The sequence below is a fragment of the Oligella sp. HMSC09E12 genome (assembly GCF_001808505.1).
GTDB lineage: Bacteria > Pseudomonadota > Gammaproteobacteria > Burkholderiales > Burkholderiaceae_B > Oligella > Oligella urethralis.
The window spans coordinates 17,467-32,556 of sequence record NZ_KV793514.1 but is presented as its reverse complement, the minus strand read 5'-3'; the positions used below and the strand labels follow the sequence as shown (position 1 = coordinate 32,556).

The window sequence follows — 15,090 nt, the reverse complement described above, 5'->3', positions numbered from 1 at the left end:
ATCAAGGCCAGCCTCGTACCCTAGATTTATTGTTTATTTTACTCACAATTAGCAAGCGCAATGATAAAGCGACGTTTAAATTATCTTCGTCGACGCCTAAGTAGTCGTCCTGTCTTTCACAGCCAAGCCATCTTATTGTTTTGGGCCTTATTGATGGGGGTGATCGGCGCCTTGGCCACCTTATTGTTTTTTCAAGGGGTTAAGCTCTTACAGTGGTTGATGGTGGGTAGGAGTGGCAGCATTAGTGATATCGTCAGTCAATACAGTACCTGGCAGACCTTGCTTTATCCAAGTCTTGCGGGTTTAGTTGGTGGCTTGTTGTTAACTTGGTCGGCTCGGATTAAGACTGACACCAACTCCGACTACATGGAGGCGGTTGCGCTTGGCGATGGTCGTCTTTCAATTAAGCAAGGCGTTTTGCGTATTCTGTCCTCCCTGACCGTGATCACCGCTGGCTTTTCCATCGGTCGTGAGGGACCGATGATTCATATGGGCTCCATGATTTCCTCGGCCATTGGTCGTTTTTTCTTTATGGATGCCAAGCAATTACGCTTAATTGTTGCATGCGGCGCAGCCGGTGCTGTGTCTGCCGCCTACCATACGCCCATTGCTGGGGCCTTATTTGTGGCAGAGATTGTGGTTGGTAGCATGTCCATGGTGATCGTTGCGCCTTTATTATTAGCTGCCATGACGGCCCATCTGACAACACGTTATTTCGGTAGTCATTATTTAGCCTATGAGGTGAATTTAGAAATTTCCTTAAGCGCTGAACTATTAATTGCTGCTGTGCTGGTCGGTTTATTAGGTGGGATCTTATCGCCACTTTTTTTAAAAACCTTGGACTGGGCTAAAAAGGGTTTCAAGTTTATCCCCTTACCATTGCCACTTCGCATGAGTTTAGCCGGTTTAGTGGTCGGCGTCTTTTTACTTTACGATCCTCGTCTAGCGGGCAATGGTGATTCGATTGTTTCTACCTTAATTCATGGAGCCGATTGGAACTGGCAGTTATTAGCCATGTTTTTATTCTTAAAAGTGGCGGCGACCTTAGTTTCCGTCGGCTCTGGTGCGGTCGGCGGGGTCATTACACCAATTATGTTTATCGGTGCAGCTGTCGCCTTGTTAAGCCTTAACACGGCGATGCTTGTCTTTCCCGAATTGCATTATTACAGTCCGGTTTTTGTGATTCTCGGTATGGGGGCATTTTTATCCGCTGCTTCCAGTGCGCCTTTAATGGCCATTATTATGATGGTGGAGATGTCTTATAACCAATCCTTAGTGGTGCCGGTGGTTTTTGCATGCGTTAGCGCTGCTTTTCTAGCACGTCGCATCAAAGGATTAGTGATGTTTAACGTCACCACGAACCGCGAAGAGGATATCCGCTTACGTCATCGCTTGAGTAATGTCCGCATTGAGCAACTGATTAACAAAAAGCCTGAAAATGTGATTCATGCCGATACGCTGGTGGGTGAAGCCATTGATTTATTTACTGAACTCAGTGTGCGTTATCTTTATGTGATTAATGATAAAAATGAATTTTTAGGTGTTCTGGCGCATAAAGACATTACCCGTAGCCTCTTAGGTGCCTTAAATCTAGAGGAGCCTATCCCTGCGCATTTAATCTCACGCACCTATTTGGAGCCTTTACATTTGCGAATGACCTTAGATGAAGTGCAGGACGCTTTCGTCACTTATAATGGTGAGCGTTTACCGGTATTGGATTTTGCCGATCCGCCGCATTTGATGGGTGTGGTTTATAAATCCGAAGTGCTACGTCGCTATAGTGAGATAAAAAAATCCATCGATAAAAGTAGTGAAATCAAAATGAATCCCTTTATACGTGCCTAGTTTTTGATGAGTAATTGTATTTTAAACACTGTCGCTCAGCAGTCATTGTATGAGTCGGCCGCTAAGCCTTGGCGCTTATCCATCGCACCGATGTTGGATGTGAGCGATAGGCATGCGCGTTTTTTCTATCGTTTATTAGCGCCTAAGGCCTTACTTTATACTGAGATGGTAACTACCGGTGCCTTAGTTTATGGCGATGTGGCCAGGCATTTACAGTTTAATCAAGAAGAGCATCCGGTGGCCTTACAATTAGGTGGTAGTGAGCGCACAGATTTAGTGCATTCTGCAAAGCTCGGTGCGGCATGGGGCTATGATGAAATTAATTTGAATTGTGGCTGTCCCTCGGAGCGGGTACAAAAGGGTGCCTTTGGTGCTTGTCTGATGGCAGAGAGTGAGTTAGTGGCGGACTGTCTCAAGGCCATGCAGGATGCAGTCAGCATACCGGTGACAGTAAAGCACCGCTTGGGCCTGGATTACAGTGAGGATTATGGCTTTGTACGTGATTTCGTCGGCACCTTAATCCAAAAAAGCGCAACTCGCGTATTTATTGTGCATGCACGTAATGCCGTGTTAAAGGGATTATCACCAAAGGATAATCGTGATATCCCACCTTTACGCTATCAATGGGTGGCTCAGCTAAAGCAGGATTTTCCCGAGGCCCGCTTTATTTTAAATGGTGGTCTGAGTGAAGTGGCACAGATGTTTGAGCAAGCACAACGCTTTGAGGGCATTATGGTCGGGCGTGCAGCGTGGCATGAACCCTATCGCATTGGCGAAATCAGTCGCTTGCTATGGCCGGATATCGACCATCCTGATACCGATAGCCTGATTCAAAGCATGTATGACTATGCCGTGAGGCAGCATGCTGCAGGGGTGCCACTACGATTTGTGTTCAAGCCCTTACTTGGTCTATTTAATGGTCAAAAAGGGGCTAAATTATGGCGTCGAACCTTATCAGATGCGAGTCTGCTTAAAAAAGCGGATCCAAATTTGTTGTTAAAGACTTACGCTGAGTTCAAAAAACACAGCAGTTTTTTTTGCTCAAACTTAAACTAATTAGTTGATAGTGCAGCTCAAAAGGCGTAGCCACCTGTGCTTAGCACTCCTTAAATTGTATTCGCAAAAAGTCAAGCATTTAGGCTGTTAAAATTTAAATTCTTTAGCACTTAATTTCACTTGATTTTGCTGTGCTTTTATCATCTAATACTACATATTGTTTTTGAAAAACATATTTTCACTATATATAGGTTTTTTGGCTTTGCTTGGCACAGATGCGAAGTAAGTCCAAAAGGCCCATTTTTAAGGGTTGGCTCATGAATAAATCTCTTTTGGTGACCAAGCGAGACGGTCGTCAGGAAGCGCTTGATCTCGATAAAATCCACCGTGTCTTAGATTGGGCTGCCGAGGGCTTGGATAATGTCTCAGTTTCTCAGGTAGAGTTACGTTCGCAAATTCAGTTTTATGATGGTATTAAAACTGAGCATATTCACGAAACCATTATTAAAGCTGCCGCTGATTTAATCTCTGAAGAAGCACCGGATTATCAGTTTTTAGCTGCTCGTTTAGCCATTTTCCACTTGCGCAAAAAGGCCTACGGTGAGTTTGAACCACCACGATTGTATGAGCATGTACAAAGGATGGTTGCGGATAATCGTTACGATGCACACTTGCTAGAGGACTATAGCGAGGCGGAATTTGATGAAATGGATTCCTTTTTGGTGCATGGGCGCGACTTAAACTTTGCTTATGCGGCAGTGAATCAGTTACAGGGTAAGTATTTAGTACAGAATCGCGTGACTGGTGAGATCTTCGAAAGTCCGCAATTTTTGTATGTGCTAGTGGCTGCTTGCTTATTTTCAAAATACCCTAAAAGCACGCGGCTACAGTATGTTAAAGACTTCTATGATGCCATTTCCACCTTTAAAATTTCTTTGCCGACGCCCATTATGGCTGGGGTGCGTACACCCACACGTCAATTCAGTTCATGCGTCTTAATTGAATGTGACGATAGTCTGGACTCAATTAATGCCACCAGTGCCGCCATCGTACGCTATGTGTCTCAGCGTGCCGGTATTGGTATTAATGCCGGACGTATACGTGCGGTGGGTAGTGCGATTCGTGGTGGTGAAGCCCAGCATACCGGTTGTATCCCGTTTTATAAGCACTTCCAAACAGCGGTTAAATGTTGTTCTCAGGGCGGGGTGCGTGGTGGTGCGGCGACCTTATTCTACCCAATGTGGCATTTAGAGGTTGAGTCCTTATTAGTACTTAAAAATAACCGTGGGGTTGAGGAAAACCGCGTGCGCCATATGGATTACGGTGTACAGATTAACCGTTTACTCTATCAACGTCTGATTAAAGGTGGCAATATCACCTTATTCTCACCCTCGGATGTGCCTGGCTTATATGATGCCTTCTTTGCCGATCAGGATGAGTTTGAACGCTTATATGTACAGTACGAACAGGATGAGTCAATTCGTAAGCGTTCGGTTAAAGCTGCCGACTTATTCTCCCTAATGATGCAAGAGCGGGCTGGTACGGGTCGTATTTATATTCAAAACGTTGACCATTGTAATACGCATAGCCCATTTAATCCGCAGGTGGCACCGGTGCGTCAATCGAATTTATGCTTAGAGATTGCGTTACCGACCAAGCCTTTAGATGATATTAATGATGAAAAGGGCGAGATTGCGTTATGTACGCTATCTGCCTTTAACTTGGGTGCGCTTGAGTCTCTAGATGAATTAGAGCATTTAGCGGATTTGATTGTACGTGCCTTAGATGCTTTACTAGACTATCAAGACTATCCAATTAAAGCGGCGAAAATTGCCACCATGAATCGTCGTACTCTGGGTGTCGGCGTGATTAACTTTGCATATTATTTAGCTAAGAACGGCGCTCGCTACTCCGACGGCAGTGGTAATGCCTTAACTCATCGTACTTTTGAAGCCATTCAGTACTATTTGTTAAAGGCATCAATGAATTTATCTAAGGAATTTGGTCCTTGCTTAGCCTTTAATGAAACAAGCTATGCCGAAGGCATTTTGCCTATTGATACTTATAAAAAGGATATTGACGCATTCTGCCAAGAGCCTTTACATTTGGATTGGGAATCTTTGCGCGAAGAAATTAAAACTCACGGTTTGCGTAACTCAACCTTAACGGCCTTGATGCCTTCAGAAACCTCAAGTCAGATTTCTAATGCCACTAACGGGATTGAACCACCGCGCGGACTGATCACGATTAAGGCTTCCAAAGACGGTGTGTTACGTCAAGTGGTACAGGAATATCGTCGCTTAAAGCATCAATACGAGACCTTATGGCAAATGCCATCCAATGACGGCTACCTACGTTTAGTCGGTATTATGCAGAAGTTTGTCGATCAAGCCATTTCTGCTAACACTAACTATGACCCGTCACGTTTTGCTGGTGGTCGTGTGCCCATGAGTGAATTATTAAAGGATTTACTCAATGCGTATAAATACGGTCTTAAAACCTTGTACTACCATAACACGCGCGACGGCGCACAAGATGATCAAGGTGATTTAGTCACGATGAGCGGTGCTGAAGACGACGATTGCGCAAGCGGTGCGTGCAAAATTTAATCTGCTTCATTCATAGACGGCACTTAAACTGACTGCTTTTAGCTAAGGCTTCTTTAAGTGCCTCCACTAGTTTTTTATTCGAGTTTTTATGCTATATAGTACCTTTAATGAAACCCCCAATAATGCGCTTTTAGAACCGATGTTTTTCGGTCAGAGTGTGAATGTGGCGCGCTACGATCAGCAAAAATTTGAGGTGTTTGAAAAGCTCATTGAAAAGCAATTATCCTTCTTCTGGCGTCCGGAAGAAGTCGACGTCTCACAGGATAGAATTGATTATGCAAATTTGCCTGAGCATGAAAAGCATATATTTATTTCTAATTTAAAGTATCAAACTTTGCTTGACTCCATTCAAGGGCGTAGTCCAAATGTGGCCTTCTTGCCGATTGTGTCGCTACCGGAGTTAGAGACGTGGATTGAGACGTGGTCATTCTCAGAAACCATTCACTCTCGCTCTTATACCCATATTATTCGTAATATCATCAATGATCCCTCCGTGGTATTTGATGGTATTGTCAGCAATGAGCATATTTTAGAGCGTGCGCGTGATATCTCGAAATACTATGATGATTTAATCCGCACTGTGTCCTTATATCAACTCTTTGGTGAGGGTACGCATACGCTAAATGGCAAGCAGGAGAGCGTCAGTCTTAGAGAGCTTAAGAAAAAGCTTTATCTCTGCCTCATGTCGGTCAACATTTTAGAAGCCATTCGTTTCTATGTGAGCTTTGCTTGCTCCTTTGCCTTTGCCGAAAGAAAACTGATGGAGGGAAATGCGAAGATTATTAAATTAATCGCACGTGATGAGGCCCTGCATCTGGTGAGCACCCAGCATATGCTGAACTTAATGCGGAGTGGTCAAGACGATCCGGAAATGGTCGATATTGCCAAAGAACTTGAGCAGGAATGCTTTCAAATGTTCAAAGACTCGGCCGAACAGGAAAAGGAATGGGCTGCTTATTTATTTAAGGACGGCTCGATGATTGGTCTAAACCGCGATATTTTATGTAAGTACGTGGAGTACATTACCAATACACGCATGATGGCGGTGGGTCTTCAACCTGCCTTTGAAGGCGCTACCCAAAACCCCATTCCTTGGATTAATGCTTGGTTATCCTCGGATAATGTACAGGTAGCCCCACAAGAGGTAGAAATCAGTTCCTACCTTATCGGTCAAATTGATGCTGAAATTAACCCAGACGACTTATCAGGCTTTGAGTTATGAGTCGAGTCTATACATGGGACGGTAGCTTTGAACTCTTAAGCGGTGAGACCATGCTTGAGGGTCTAGAACGTCAAGGCTATGTGGTTGAGTATCAATGTCGAGCAGGTTACTGCGGCTCATGTCGTACCCCCTTAGTTGATGGTCAGGTGGAGTACCTCATTGAGCCCTTGGCTTACATCAATCCGGATGAGGTACTGCCTTGTTGCTGCCGCCCAGCACCGGAGGCGAGGGTGGATGTTGAGGTCTTAACAAATAACCGCAATCATAGCGATGAGGCAAACTCAGAGGCGTGGGATGAGTCGTTAGTTAAGCTCTTCTAAGCTAACAGCCCGGAACAATTGTGTTCCGGGCTGATGCTTTTAATAGATCGCACTGACGGGTACGTCTTCATTATCAATCGTCTTTTGTACCGCTGCGTAGATACGTTCATCACTCAGCACCTGCGCCATATTTTTATCGAATAAAAAGCAGTCAATTAAGGGTTTTAGCGACTGCTGATCGCTACAGACCAAGGCCCATACCCCTTCTTTACTATCAGTACCGCGCATCACATAGCCTAAATCGGCTAAGGCCTCCAGTACATTGTGAATATTCAAATAGTTACTTGGAATCATCGCCATCAGTTGGGATTCGCTAAGTCCGGGTTGCTGCTGCCTGGTTTCATTCAGGGCACGGATGACTTTGATAGCAAGCAGTAGCCGGGCGCCAGAATGGCTATCCTTAGCAATCACACCACGACGGATTTGCGGCATCAAAGAAACAATATAGGCGCCCAACAATAACACTAGCCAAGACATATAAACCCAGATCAAAAAGATTGGCAAAATAGCAAAGGCACCATAAATCAGGGTATAGGTCGGGAAATAGCTAAGGTAAAGGGTAAAGCCGTTGCGCATTATTTCAAAGATTATGGCGGCAAAAAAACCACCCACCATCGCATCGCGGAATTTAATACGACGATTAGGCACCATCAAATAAAATAAACTCATTAAAAAGCCAGAGAAGATAACGGGCACAATAAAGCTAATTAAGCTTTTCAAAAAGGAGAAGCCTGCCACCATCGTTTGTTGTAAAAACATGGCACTAGCCCACAAACTAAGCGCTAAGGCAAAAGGCCCTACCGATAAAATCGCCCAAAATACTAAAATGCGCTGAAATAGTGGACGTGGCTTTTTGATTTGGAAAATCTGATTTAAGGCATCCTCAATGGTCATCATCAACAAAATGGAGGTGACAAATAAAAATATGGTACCAATGGCTGTCAACCGGGTTGCCGCATCAGCAAAACTATTTAGGTAGGATAGGACTTGATTAGAAATGCTCTCAGGGAACAGACTACGACTTAAAAACTCATCCAAATAAAACTTAAAGTCATTAAAAATTGGAAAGGCCGTAAATAAAGCCAGTACCACCGCTAATAAAGGCACGGCTGAGGTTATGGAGGTGTAAGAGAGGCTGGCAGCCTTGCTCGTTAAGCCCTCATTGAGTAAGCGAGAAAGCGCAAGCAGCAATACGTCTTTATAAAAGCGCCAATCCCCGCGAGAGTCGCGCTGATTCATAATAAAAATACTGTCATCGGAAAAGCTTTCTTCAGCCGCTGGTGGTTGGGGCGTGTTCTTTTCCATCGCAGGTAAACTCATGGTTTCTTCTCTAGTAGGTGTGATTTAGTTGATGGCGGATAATTTATTTAAGCCGCCGCTCACGCAGCCTAAAAATATAGCATACAATAGGCTATCAGTATAACCGTCTTAGCCTTATGAGCACGATACCTTTAAACCCACATTATCGATATATCGCCTTTATCGGCACGGCCTTATTATTTATACTTTGTGTGCTTTGGGAGTGGATCCTAAGTCCAGTTGAGCCGGGCGGCACATTACTAGTGCTAAAGGCCTTACCGTTATTATTTCCATTGTATGGTTTATGGCGCGGTAGCTTATACACGATGCAGTGGACTTCCATGATGATTTTACTTTATCTGATGGAGGGAGTAGTACGCTGGATGAGTGATACCACGACACTGTCGCAGCAGCTAGCCTTAGTTGAAACCTTATTGGCGATGATCGTATTTTTTGCCACGATCATGTATGTACGACCGGCCAAGCGTGTGGCCAAACAGCGCAAAAGAGCGGGTCAATAGCAGTGCTTAGGATACATTTATGAAGTCACTAAAAGTTTCTAATTCCTTTGCCGAATTGTCACCCGAGTTCTATACCCGGCTTAAGATGCAGGGTCTGCAACATGAGGTGCAGCTAGTGCATGTCAACCCCTGGGTGGCAAGCCGTTTAGGCATTGATGAGACAATTTGGCAGAGCCGGGAGTTTCTTGAAGTCATGTCGGGTCAGCGTGATTTACCTGGCGGTGTTACGTTAGCGGCGGTTTATAGCGGCCACCAATTTGGCGTCTGGGCAGGTCAGTTAGGCGATGGTCGGGCACATTTACTGGGAGCCTTAGCCTGCGCATCGGGTGGTACGCCCTTAGAGATTCAGTTAAAAGGCGCTGGTTTAACACCGTATTCACGCATGGGCGATGGGCGAGCCGTCTTACGTTCCAGTATTCGTGAGTATTTAGCAAGCGCTGCGATGGATGGTTTAAACATACCCACCACCTTGGCCTTATCCATTACTCATTCGCAGGATCGGGTGCGCCGTGAGGGTATTGAGACAGCAGCTATCGTCTCACGGGTCGCTCCTAGCTTTATACGTTTTGGCTCATTCCAGCATTGGTACGCTAATCAACGTCCGGACTTGTTGCAGGAGCTGCTAGACTATGTGTGCGCTCACTTTTTTGTTGATGAATTACAAGCGAGCTATGCCAATCCAAAGGATAAGATCTTAGATTTTCTGGATCTGGTCACCCAAAAAACCGCCCATTTGATGGCGCATTGGCAAAGCGTCGGTTTTGTGCATGGGGTAATGAACACGGATAATATGTCCATCTTAGGGCTGACCATTGATTATGGTCCCTATGGCTTTATGGAGAATTTTTATCCAAATTGGGTCATTAATCATAGTGATCAGGGAGGGCGCTACGCCTTTGCCCAACAGGTCAATATCGCATTATGGAATCTGCATCAACTGGCTATTTCATTTTCTATTTTGGGCCTGTCAGAAGCTGATTTAAGAGAGGTGTTAGCAGGCTATGAATCGTATTTCTATGATAAATACTTTGAAATACATGCTCAAAAACTCGGTCTAAAGCAAATTACCAAGGCTGATGAAGATCTTTTTAATGATTTTTGGCGCTTAATGGCAAGCCAGGCCAGTGATTTTACCCTCAGTTTTAGACGCTTGGCTGCCATTGATCGTGATGAAGCTGCTTGGCTTGCGCTATTTCCCCAAGCGGCAGAGGCAAAGGCATGGTTACAGCGCTATAGGGTGCGATTAAAGCTAGATAATCTTAGCATTGAAGCGCGTCAAGCCATGATGAATCGCATTAATCCACTCTATACCCTAAGAACCTATATGGCTCAAGAAGTGATTGATGAGGTGCAAAATGGCTCCTTTGAACTGATTGATTTTATGATTCGGATTTTACAAAATCCCTACATTGTGCATCCGGGGGCAGAGCGTTATGCGGAGCCGACGCCTATTGAAAAACAAAATAGCTTCCTGAGTTGTTCATCTTAATAGGTAGCGATCTTCAGTATAATCAATTATTCAAGTTAATTTTTGCATAGGAAGTTACATGGCTGGTAACACACTTGGTCGTTTTTTTGCAGTTACTAATTTTGGAGAATCACATGGTCCGGCCATTGGTTGTGTGATTGATGGTTGCCCGCCGGGTGTCGCACTGAACGAAGCGGATATTCAGCATGACTTAGACCGTCGACGCCCCGGTACTTCACGGCATGTGACACAACGCCAAGAGCCCGATAGGGTAGAGATACTCTCTGGTGTTTATGAGGGTAAAACCACAGGTACCCCCATTGCTTTACTGATCCGTAATCAGGATCAACGCAGCAAGGACTATGCCAATATCACGGATCGTTTCCGACCAGGCCATGCTGATTATAGTTATTGGCATAAATACGGTATTCGCGATCCCCGTGGGGGTGGTCGTTCTTCGGCTCGTTTAACAGCGCCTACCGTAGCAGCCGGTGCCATCGCTAAAAAGTGCTTGGCGCTACGCTACGGCACACAGGTACGTGCTTATATGAGTCAATTAGGTCCGATCCAAATTCCTTTCCAAAGTTGGGACGAAGTGGCTAACAACCCATTTTTTGCGCCGAATGCCGAGATTATTCCTGAATTGGAAAGTTTTATGGATCAGTTACGACGCGATGGTGATTCTATCGGCGCCCGCATTGAGGTGGTAGCTTCCGGGGTGCCTGCGGGTTTGGGTGAGCCCATTTATGATCGTTTAGATGCCGATATAGCCCATGCCATGATGGGGCTCAATGCCGTTAAGGCAGTCGCAATTGGTGCTGGTTTTGATAGTGTGAGTCAACGTGGTTCTGAACACGGTGATGAAATCACACCAACGGGTTTTTTATCAAATCATGCCGGCGGTATTTTAGGCGGTATTTCAAGTGGTCAGGATATTACGGTATCGCTTGCAATTAAGCCTACCTCTAGCATTCGTATCGAGCGTCGCTCGGTGACAACTGCCAATGAGCCTATTCAAGTTCAGACCTTGGGTCGACATGATCCCTGTGTCGGTATCAGAGCCGCACCGATTGCAGAGGCATTACTCGCTATTATTTTAATGGATCATAGTTTGCGTCAAGCAGCTTATCAAGAATATAAAGGCCTTGAATAGCAAATTCTGATATCATTTTGCTAATAAAAACTAATTATCTATAGCGTATGTCTATTTATAATGACTGCGCTTATTTTTAACACAGCTATAGGAACTCCTATGAGTAAAGAAGTCGTATTTACGGATAAAGCCCCGGCCGCACTCGGTCCATACTCGCAAGCAGTTAGCAGCAGTGCAAATTCTATCGTCTTTATTTCTGGCCAGTTAGGTCTAAATCCGGAAACGGGTGAATTAGTGTCAGCACAGTTTGAAGAGCAGGTAAGACAGGCCATGAGCAATTTAAGCGCTGTGATTGAAGCGGCGGGTGCTAGCATGGAGGATATTCTACGTGTTGGTCTTTATCTAACTGACCTAAATAATTTCGGTATTGCCAATAGTGTGATGCAGGAGTTATTTCCCGAGCCATATCCTGCGCGCTCTACCATTGAAGTGTCCGCTTTACCCAAGGGGGCGCAATTCGAAATTGACGCTGTGCTAGCGCTCAACAAGTAGTTGCCACCGAGCACATAGAGGTGCTTGCTACGCTAACATGCGTTTTACTAAGTGCCTTTATTCAGCATAGGAAAGCACCTCAGCATGACCCCCAGTAACAAGTCCCGCCTAAGCGCCACCGAGCAAAAACTGCACAAGCTCGGCTTGGTGGAGCCGATGGACTTTGTTTTGCACATGCCTTTACGCTATGAGGATCATAGTCGTATTCATAAGATAGCAGAATTAACCCCTGGGATGCATGCGCAGCTTGAGGGTACCATCAGCTCAGTACGGGTAGTGCACCATGGACGCCGCCAATTAACGGCGCTGTTTAAGGATCAAAGCGGTAGCATCCAACTGCGTTGGTTGCATTTTTACCCCAGCCAAAAAGCTGCCCTTGAAAAAAAAGGACTTCTTCGCATTCGTGGCGAGGTGCGCGGCAGCTATCAATGGGGCTTAGAAATGGTGCATCCTAAATTATTAAAAGCAGGGGAGAGCTTAAAAAACAATTTAGTCCCTATTTATCCTACGACCGAGGGTCTTAGCCAAGAGGTACTTAGCGCAGCTATCCATAAGCACTTAAAAAGTTGCGTCTTGGAAGACACTTTGTCAGCTGACATCCGTGAGCGTTTTGATTTAATGGAAATTAATCAGGCCTTGCAGTTGTTACATGAACCCCCTTTAGGGACAGCGATTGAATCGTTGCAGCTACGCTATCACCCAGCCTGGGAGCGTTTAAAATTTGATGAAATGCTGGCCCAACAAATCGCCATGTATTTAGCGCGTCAGCGGCGTAGTGCCTTGAAGGCACATGCACTTTCAAGCCTCAAAGGTCCTTTATATCAGCAGGTGCTAGCACGTTTTTCTTATCCATTAACCGCTGCCCAAGAGCGCGTCTTGGCTGAGATTGAGAACGATCTGAGTCGAGCCTTTCCTATGCATCGCCTTATTCAGGGGGATGTGGGCAGTGGTAAAACCATTGTGGCGGCCTTAGCGGCGACTTTTGCCTTGGAGCAGGGGCTGCAAGTTGCCTTAATGGCACCGACCGAGCTATTAGCCGAACAACACTTTCGTAAAATCCAAGCATGGTTTGCGGCTACGGGAGTCGCCGTTGTGTGGCTTAGTGGCAGTATGAAAGCAAAGGATAAGCGTGAAGCTTATGAAGCCATTGCCAATGGCACAGCGCAGTTCATTGTTGGCACCCAAGCCTTAATTCAAAAGGATGTTAACTTTCATCAATTGGCTTTAGTGATAGTGGACGAACAGCATCGCTTTGGTGTAGGTCAGCGTTTAAGCCTTAGCGAAAAGGGCTTAATCAATGAAGCTCACCCTCAAGCAGACAGCGCTACAGTACCGAGACCGGAGACTGTAGATGCCGAGTCCATCATCTATCCGCACCAATTAAATATGAGTGCTACGCCGATTCCTCGTAGTTTGGCGATGACTTTTTTATCTGACCTTGATGTCTCTGTGATTGATGAATTACCACCTGGGCGACAGCCGGTAGAAACTAAGCTACTGGATAATAAACGACGGGATGAGTTAATCACCTTGATAGCAAATGCCTGTCATGAAGCTAAGCAGGTGTATTGGGTTTGCCCGTTGGTGGAAGAAAGTGAAGCTTTACAATTGCAGACAGCGGAAGAAACCTATGCGCGTTTAGCTGCTGAATTAGTAGGTATTCGGGTGGGCTTAGTGCACGGTCGCCTAAAAAGCGAAGAGAAAAATCGTATCATGCAGGATTTTCAACAGCATAACATCGATGTATTGGTAGCGACCACCGTGATTGAAGTTGGGGTGGATGTGCCTAATGCCAATATTATGGTGATTGAGCATGCGGAACGTTTTGGTTTGGCTCAATTGCACCAGCTACGAGGTCGGGTCGGACGAGGTCAGGACAAGGCCATTTGTTTATTACTTTATCAGCAACCCTTATCGGAAACAGCCAAGCTTCGCCTTAAAGCCATGTATGAAACAAATGATGGCTTTGAAATTGCTCGACGCGATTTAGAGCAACGTGGCCCAGGAGAGTTTTTAGGTTTGAAGCAATCGGGCACTAGCCTAACTCGTTTTATTAATATCGACGAGGATGTAGCGATTGTAGAAGCGACTAAAGCCTTCGCCGTGGAGCTGGTACAACAGGATTTGCCCACAGCGCTAGCACATCAGCAACGCTGGGTGGGTATGAGTGCGGATTATTTACGCTCTTAACAGCGCTTCAGGCGCTTGAGTCTATAGGTTGAAAATGTATGACGTTAACTGAATTACGATATATTGTGGCCGTTGCGCGCGAGCGTCATTTCGGACGTGCGGCAGAAACGTGCTATGTGAGTCAGCCTACCTTATCGGTGGCCATTAAAAAATTGGAAGATGAATTAGGCGTGCTGATTTTTGAACGCGGTGGCACTGAAGTCGGCATCACGGCGATTGGTATGCAAATTATTAATCAAGCGCGCAAGGTGTTAGAGGCCAGTTCCGAAATTAAAGAAATTGCTCGCCAAGGTCATGATCCCTTAACCGGTCCGCTCAAGGTGGGTGTAATTCATACCGTAGGGCCTTATTTATTGCCGTATCTGATGCCCGTTCATATGCAGTTAAATCCTAATATGCCCTTGGTATTACAAGAAAGTTTTACTGTGCGCTTAGTGGAAATGCTGCGTCAAGGAGAAATTGATTGTGCCATTATGGCCGCACCCGTACCTGATAGCGGTTTGGATTTTCTTAGTTTGTATGAGGAAAAATTTATTCTGGCCGTACCTGCTAATCACCCGTGGGCCAATTTCAAGCGTATTAATATCGATGAGCTTAAGGACGAGACCATGTTATTACTGGGTAATGGTCATTGCTTTAGAGATCAAGTACTAGAGGCTTGTCCGGAGATGTCGCCTTTTTCCTCATCCATTGATGGTATGCAACGCTCCTTTGAAGGTTCCTCCCTGGAGACAATTCGCCATATGGTCGCATCTGGCCTTGGTATTACCCTCTTGCCAGAAAGCGCCATATCCTTTGATGAGTATGCAAAACGTCAGGAAAGGATTAAATATATCCCAATTGAAGAGCCTGCTCCTTCGAGAGAAATCGTGCTGGTTTGGCGTAAGAGCTATACCCGCCAAGCAGCGATTAGAGCTTTAACTGAAGCGGTTGAAAAAGCAAACTTACCGTTTGATATGCACGCAGCATCATAGT

General features: G+C 45.4%; 12 protein-coding genes. 11 read left to right on the top strand and 1 reads right to left on the bottom strand.

Annotation, left to right across the window (positions count from 1 at the left end; translation table 11 throughout):
* Positions 1-60 precede the first annotated feature (60 nt).
* The 5 genes from HMPREF3179_RS00240 to yfaE all read left to right on the top strand — a co-directional run bounded on the left by HMPREF3179_RS00240 (position 61) and on the right by yfaE (position 6,992).
* Positions 61-1,845: a ClcB-like voltage-gated chloride channel protein gene (locus tag HMPREF3179_RS00240; RefSeq protein WP_070469226.1), complete on the top strand. Its 1,785-nt coding sequence runs from the start codon at positions 61-63 to the stop codon at positions 1,843-1,845.
* Positions 1,846-1,851: 6 nt separating this feature from the next.
* The gene (gene dusA / locus HMPREF3179_RS00235; RefSeq protein WP_083290653.1) at positions 1,852-2,901 is read left to right on the top strand and encodes a tRNA dihydrouridine(20/20a) synthase DusA; all 1,050 of its coding nucleotides are present in this window, start codon (positions 1,852-1,854) and stop codon (positions 2,899-2,901) included.
* A 257-nt stretch (positions 2,902-3,158) separates the two neighbouring features.
* Positions 3,159-5,450, top strand: a complete 2,292-nt coding sequence (gene nrdA, locus HMPREF3179_RS00230) for a class 1a ribonucleoside-diphosphate reductase subunit alpha (RefSeq protein ID WP_070469225.1) — start codon at positions 3,159-3,161, stop codon at positions 5,448-5,450.
* 88 nt (positions 5,451-5,538) lie between these two features.
* Positions 5,539-6,672, top strand: a complete 1,134-nt coding sequence (gene nrdB / locus HMPREF3179_RS00225) for a class Ia ribonucleoside-diphosphate reductase subunit beta (protein WP_036557583.1) — start codon at positions 5,539-5,541, stop codon at positions 6,670-6,672.
* On the top strand, positions 6,669-6,992 hold the full coding sequence (yfaE, locus tag HMPREF3179_RS00220) for a class I ribonucleotide reductase maintenance protein YfaE (protein ID WP_036557582.1): 324 nt from the start codon (positions 6,669-6,671) through the stop codon (positions 6,990-6,992). Before nrdB ends, yfaE begins: the two co-directional genes overlap by 4 nt.
* A 39-nt stretch (positions 6,993-7,031) precedes the next feature.
* Here the strand turns inward: yfaE and HMPREF3179_RS00215 are convergent, their stop codons facing one another.
* Positions 7,032-8,312 (bottom strand): YihY family inner membrane protein, encoded by a 1,281-nt coding sequence (locus HMPREF3179_RS00215; RefSeq protein ID WP_070469224.1) that lies wholly within the window; start codon positions 8,310-8,312, stop codon positions 7,032-7,034.
* A gap of 116 nt (positions 8,313-8,428) precedes the next feature.
* Between HMPREF3179_RS00215 and HMPREF3179_RS00210 the strand changes: the two genes are divergently transcribed.
* The 6 genes from HMPREF3179_RS00210 to HMPREF3179_RS00185 all read left to right on the top strand — a co-directional run bounded on the left by HMPREF3179_RS00210 (position 8,429) and on the right by HMPREF3179_RS00185 (position 15,089).
* Positions 8,429-8,812 (top strand): DUF2069 domain-containing protein, encoded by a 384-nt coding sequence (locus tag HMPREF3179_RS00210; RefSeq protein ID WP_036557578.1) that lies wholly within the window; start codon positions 8,429-8,431, stop codon positions 8,810-8,812.
* Between the two features lie 19 nt (positions 8,813-8,831).
* Positions 8,832-10,301: a protein adenylyltransferase SelO gene (locus HMPREF3179_RS00205; RefSeq protein WP_070469223.1), complete on the top strand. Its 1,470-nt coding sequence runs from the start codon at positions 8,832-8,834 to the stop codon at positions 10,299-10,301.
* A 58-nt stretch (positions 10,302-10,359) separates the two neighbouring features.
* Positions 10,360-11,433 (top strand): chorismate synthase, encoded by a 1,074-nt coding sequence (gene aroC, locus HMPREF3179_RS00200; protein WP_018026089.1) that lies wholly within the window; start codon positions 10,360-10,362, stop codon positions 11,431-11,433.
* A gap of 99 nt (positions 11,434-11,532) precedes the next feature.
* Entirely contained in the window at positions 11,533-11,925 is a 393-nt protein-coding gene (locus HMPREF3179_RS00195; protein ID WP_018026090.1) for a Rid family detoxifying hydrolase, read from the top strand.
* Positions 11,926-12,009: 84 nt separating this feature from the next.
* On the top strand, positions 12,010-14,115 hold the full coding sequence (gene recG / locus HMPREF3179_RS00190) for an ATP-dependent DNA helicase RecG (RefSeq protein ID WP_070469222.1): 2,106 nt from the start codon (positions 12,010-12,012) through the stop codon (positions 14,113-14,115).
* A 38-nt stretch (positions 14,116-14,153) separates the two neighbouring features.
* Positions 14,154-15,089: a LysR substrate-binding domain-containing protein gene (locus tag HMPREF3179_RS00185; RefSeq protein WP_070469221.1), complete on the top strand. Its 936-nt coding sequence runs from the start codon at positions 14,154-14,156 to the stop codon at positions 15,087-15,089.
* Position 15,090 lies beyond the last annotated feature (1 nt).

What these genes read in the sequence shown, in the direction of transcription:
- HMPREF3179_RS00240 (WP_070469226.1), top strand. Translation starts at nt 61, where the DNA reads ATGATAAAGCGACGTTTAAATTATCTTCGTCGACGCCTAAGTAGTCGT.
- dusA (WP_083290653.1), top strand. Translation starts at nt 1,852, where the DNA reads ATGAGTAATTGTATTTTAAACACTGTCGCTCAGCAGTCATTGTATGAG.
- nrdA (WP_070469225.1), top strand. Translation starts at nt 3,159, where the DNA reads ATGAATAAATCTCTTTTGGTGACCAAGCGAGACGGTCGTCAGGAAGCG.
- nrdB (WP_036557583.1), top strand. Translation starts at nt 5,539, where the DNA reads ATGCTATATAGTACCTTTAATGAAACCCCCAATAATGCGCTTTTAGAA.
- yfaE (WP_036557582.1), top strand. Translation starts at nt 6,669, where the DNA reads ATGAGTCGAGTCTATACATGGGACGGTAGCTTTGAACTCTTAAGCGGT.
- HMPREF3179_RS00215 (WP_070469224.1), bottom strand. Translation starts at nt 8,312, where the DNA reads ATGAGTTTACCTGCGATGGAAAAGAACACGCCCCAACCACCAGCGGCT.
- HMPREF3179_RS00210 (WP_036557578.1), top strand. Translation starts at nt 8,429, where the DNA reads ATGAGCACGATACCTTTAAACCCACATTATCGATATATCGCCTTTATC.
- HMPREF3179_RS00205 (WP_070469223.1), top strand. Translation starts at nt 8,832, where the DNA reads ATGAAGTCACTAAAAGTTTCTAATTCCTTTGCCGAATTGTCACCCGAG.
- aroC (WP_018026089.1), top strand. Translation starts at nt 10,360, where the DNA reads ATGGCTGGTAACACACTTGGTCGTTTTTTTGCAGTTACTAATTTTGGA.
- HMPREF3179_RS00195 (WP_018026090.1), top strand. Translation starts at nt 11,533, where the DNA reads ATGAGTAAAGAAGTCGTATTTACGGATAAAGCCCCGGCCGCACTCGGT.
- recG (WP_070469222.1), top strand. Translation starts at nt 12,010, where the DNA reads ATGACCCCCAGTAACAAGTCCCGCCTAAGCGCCACCGAGCAAAAACTG.
- HMPREF3179_RS00185 (WP_070469221.1), top strand. Translation starts at nt 14,154, where the DNA reads ATGACGTTAACTGAATTACGATATATTGTGGCCGTTGCGCGCGAGCGT.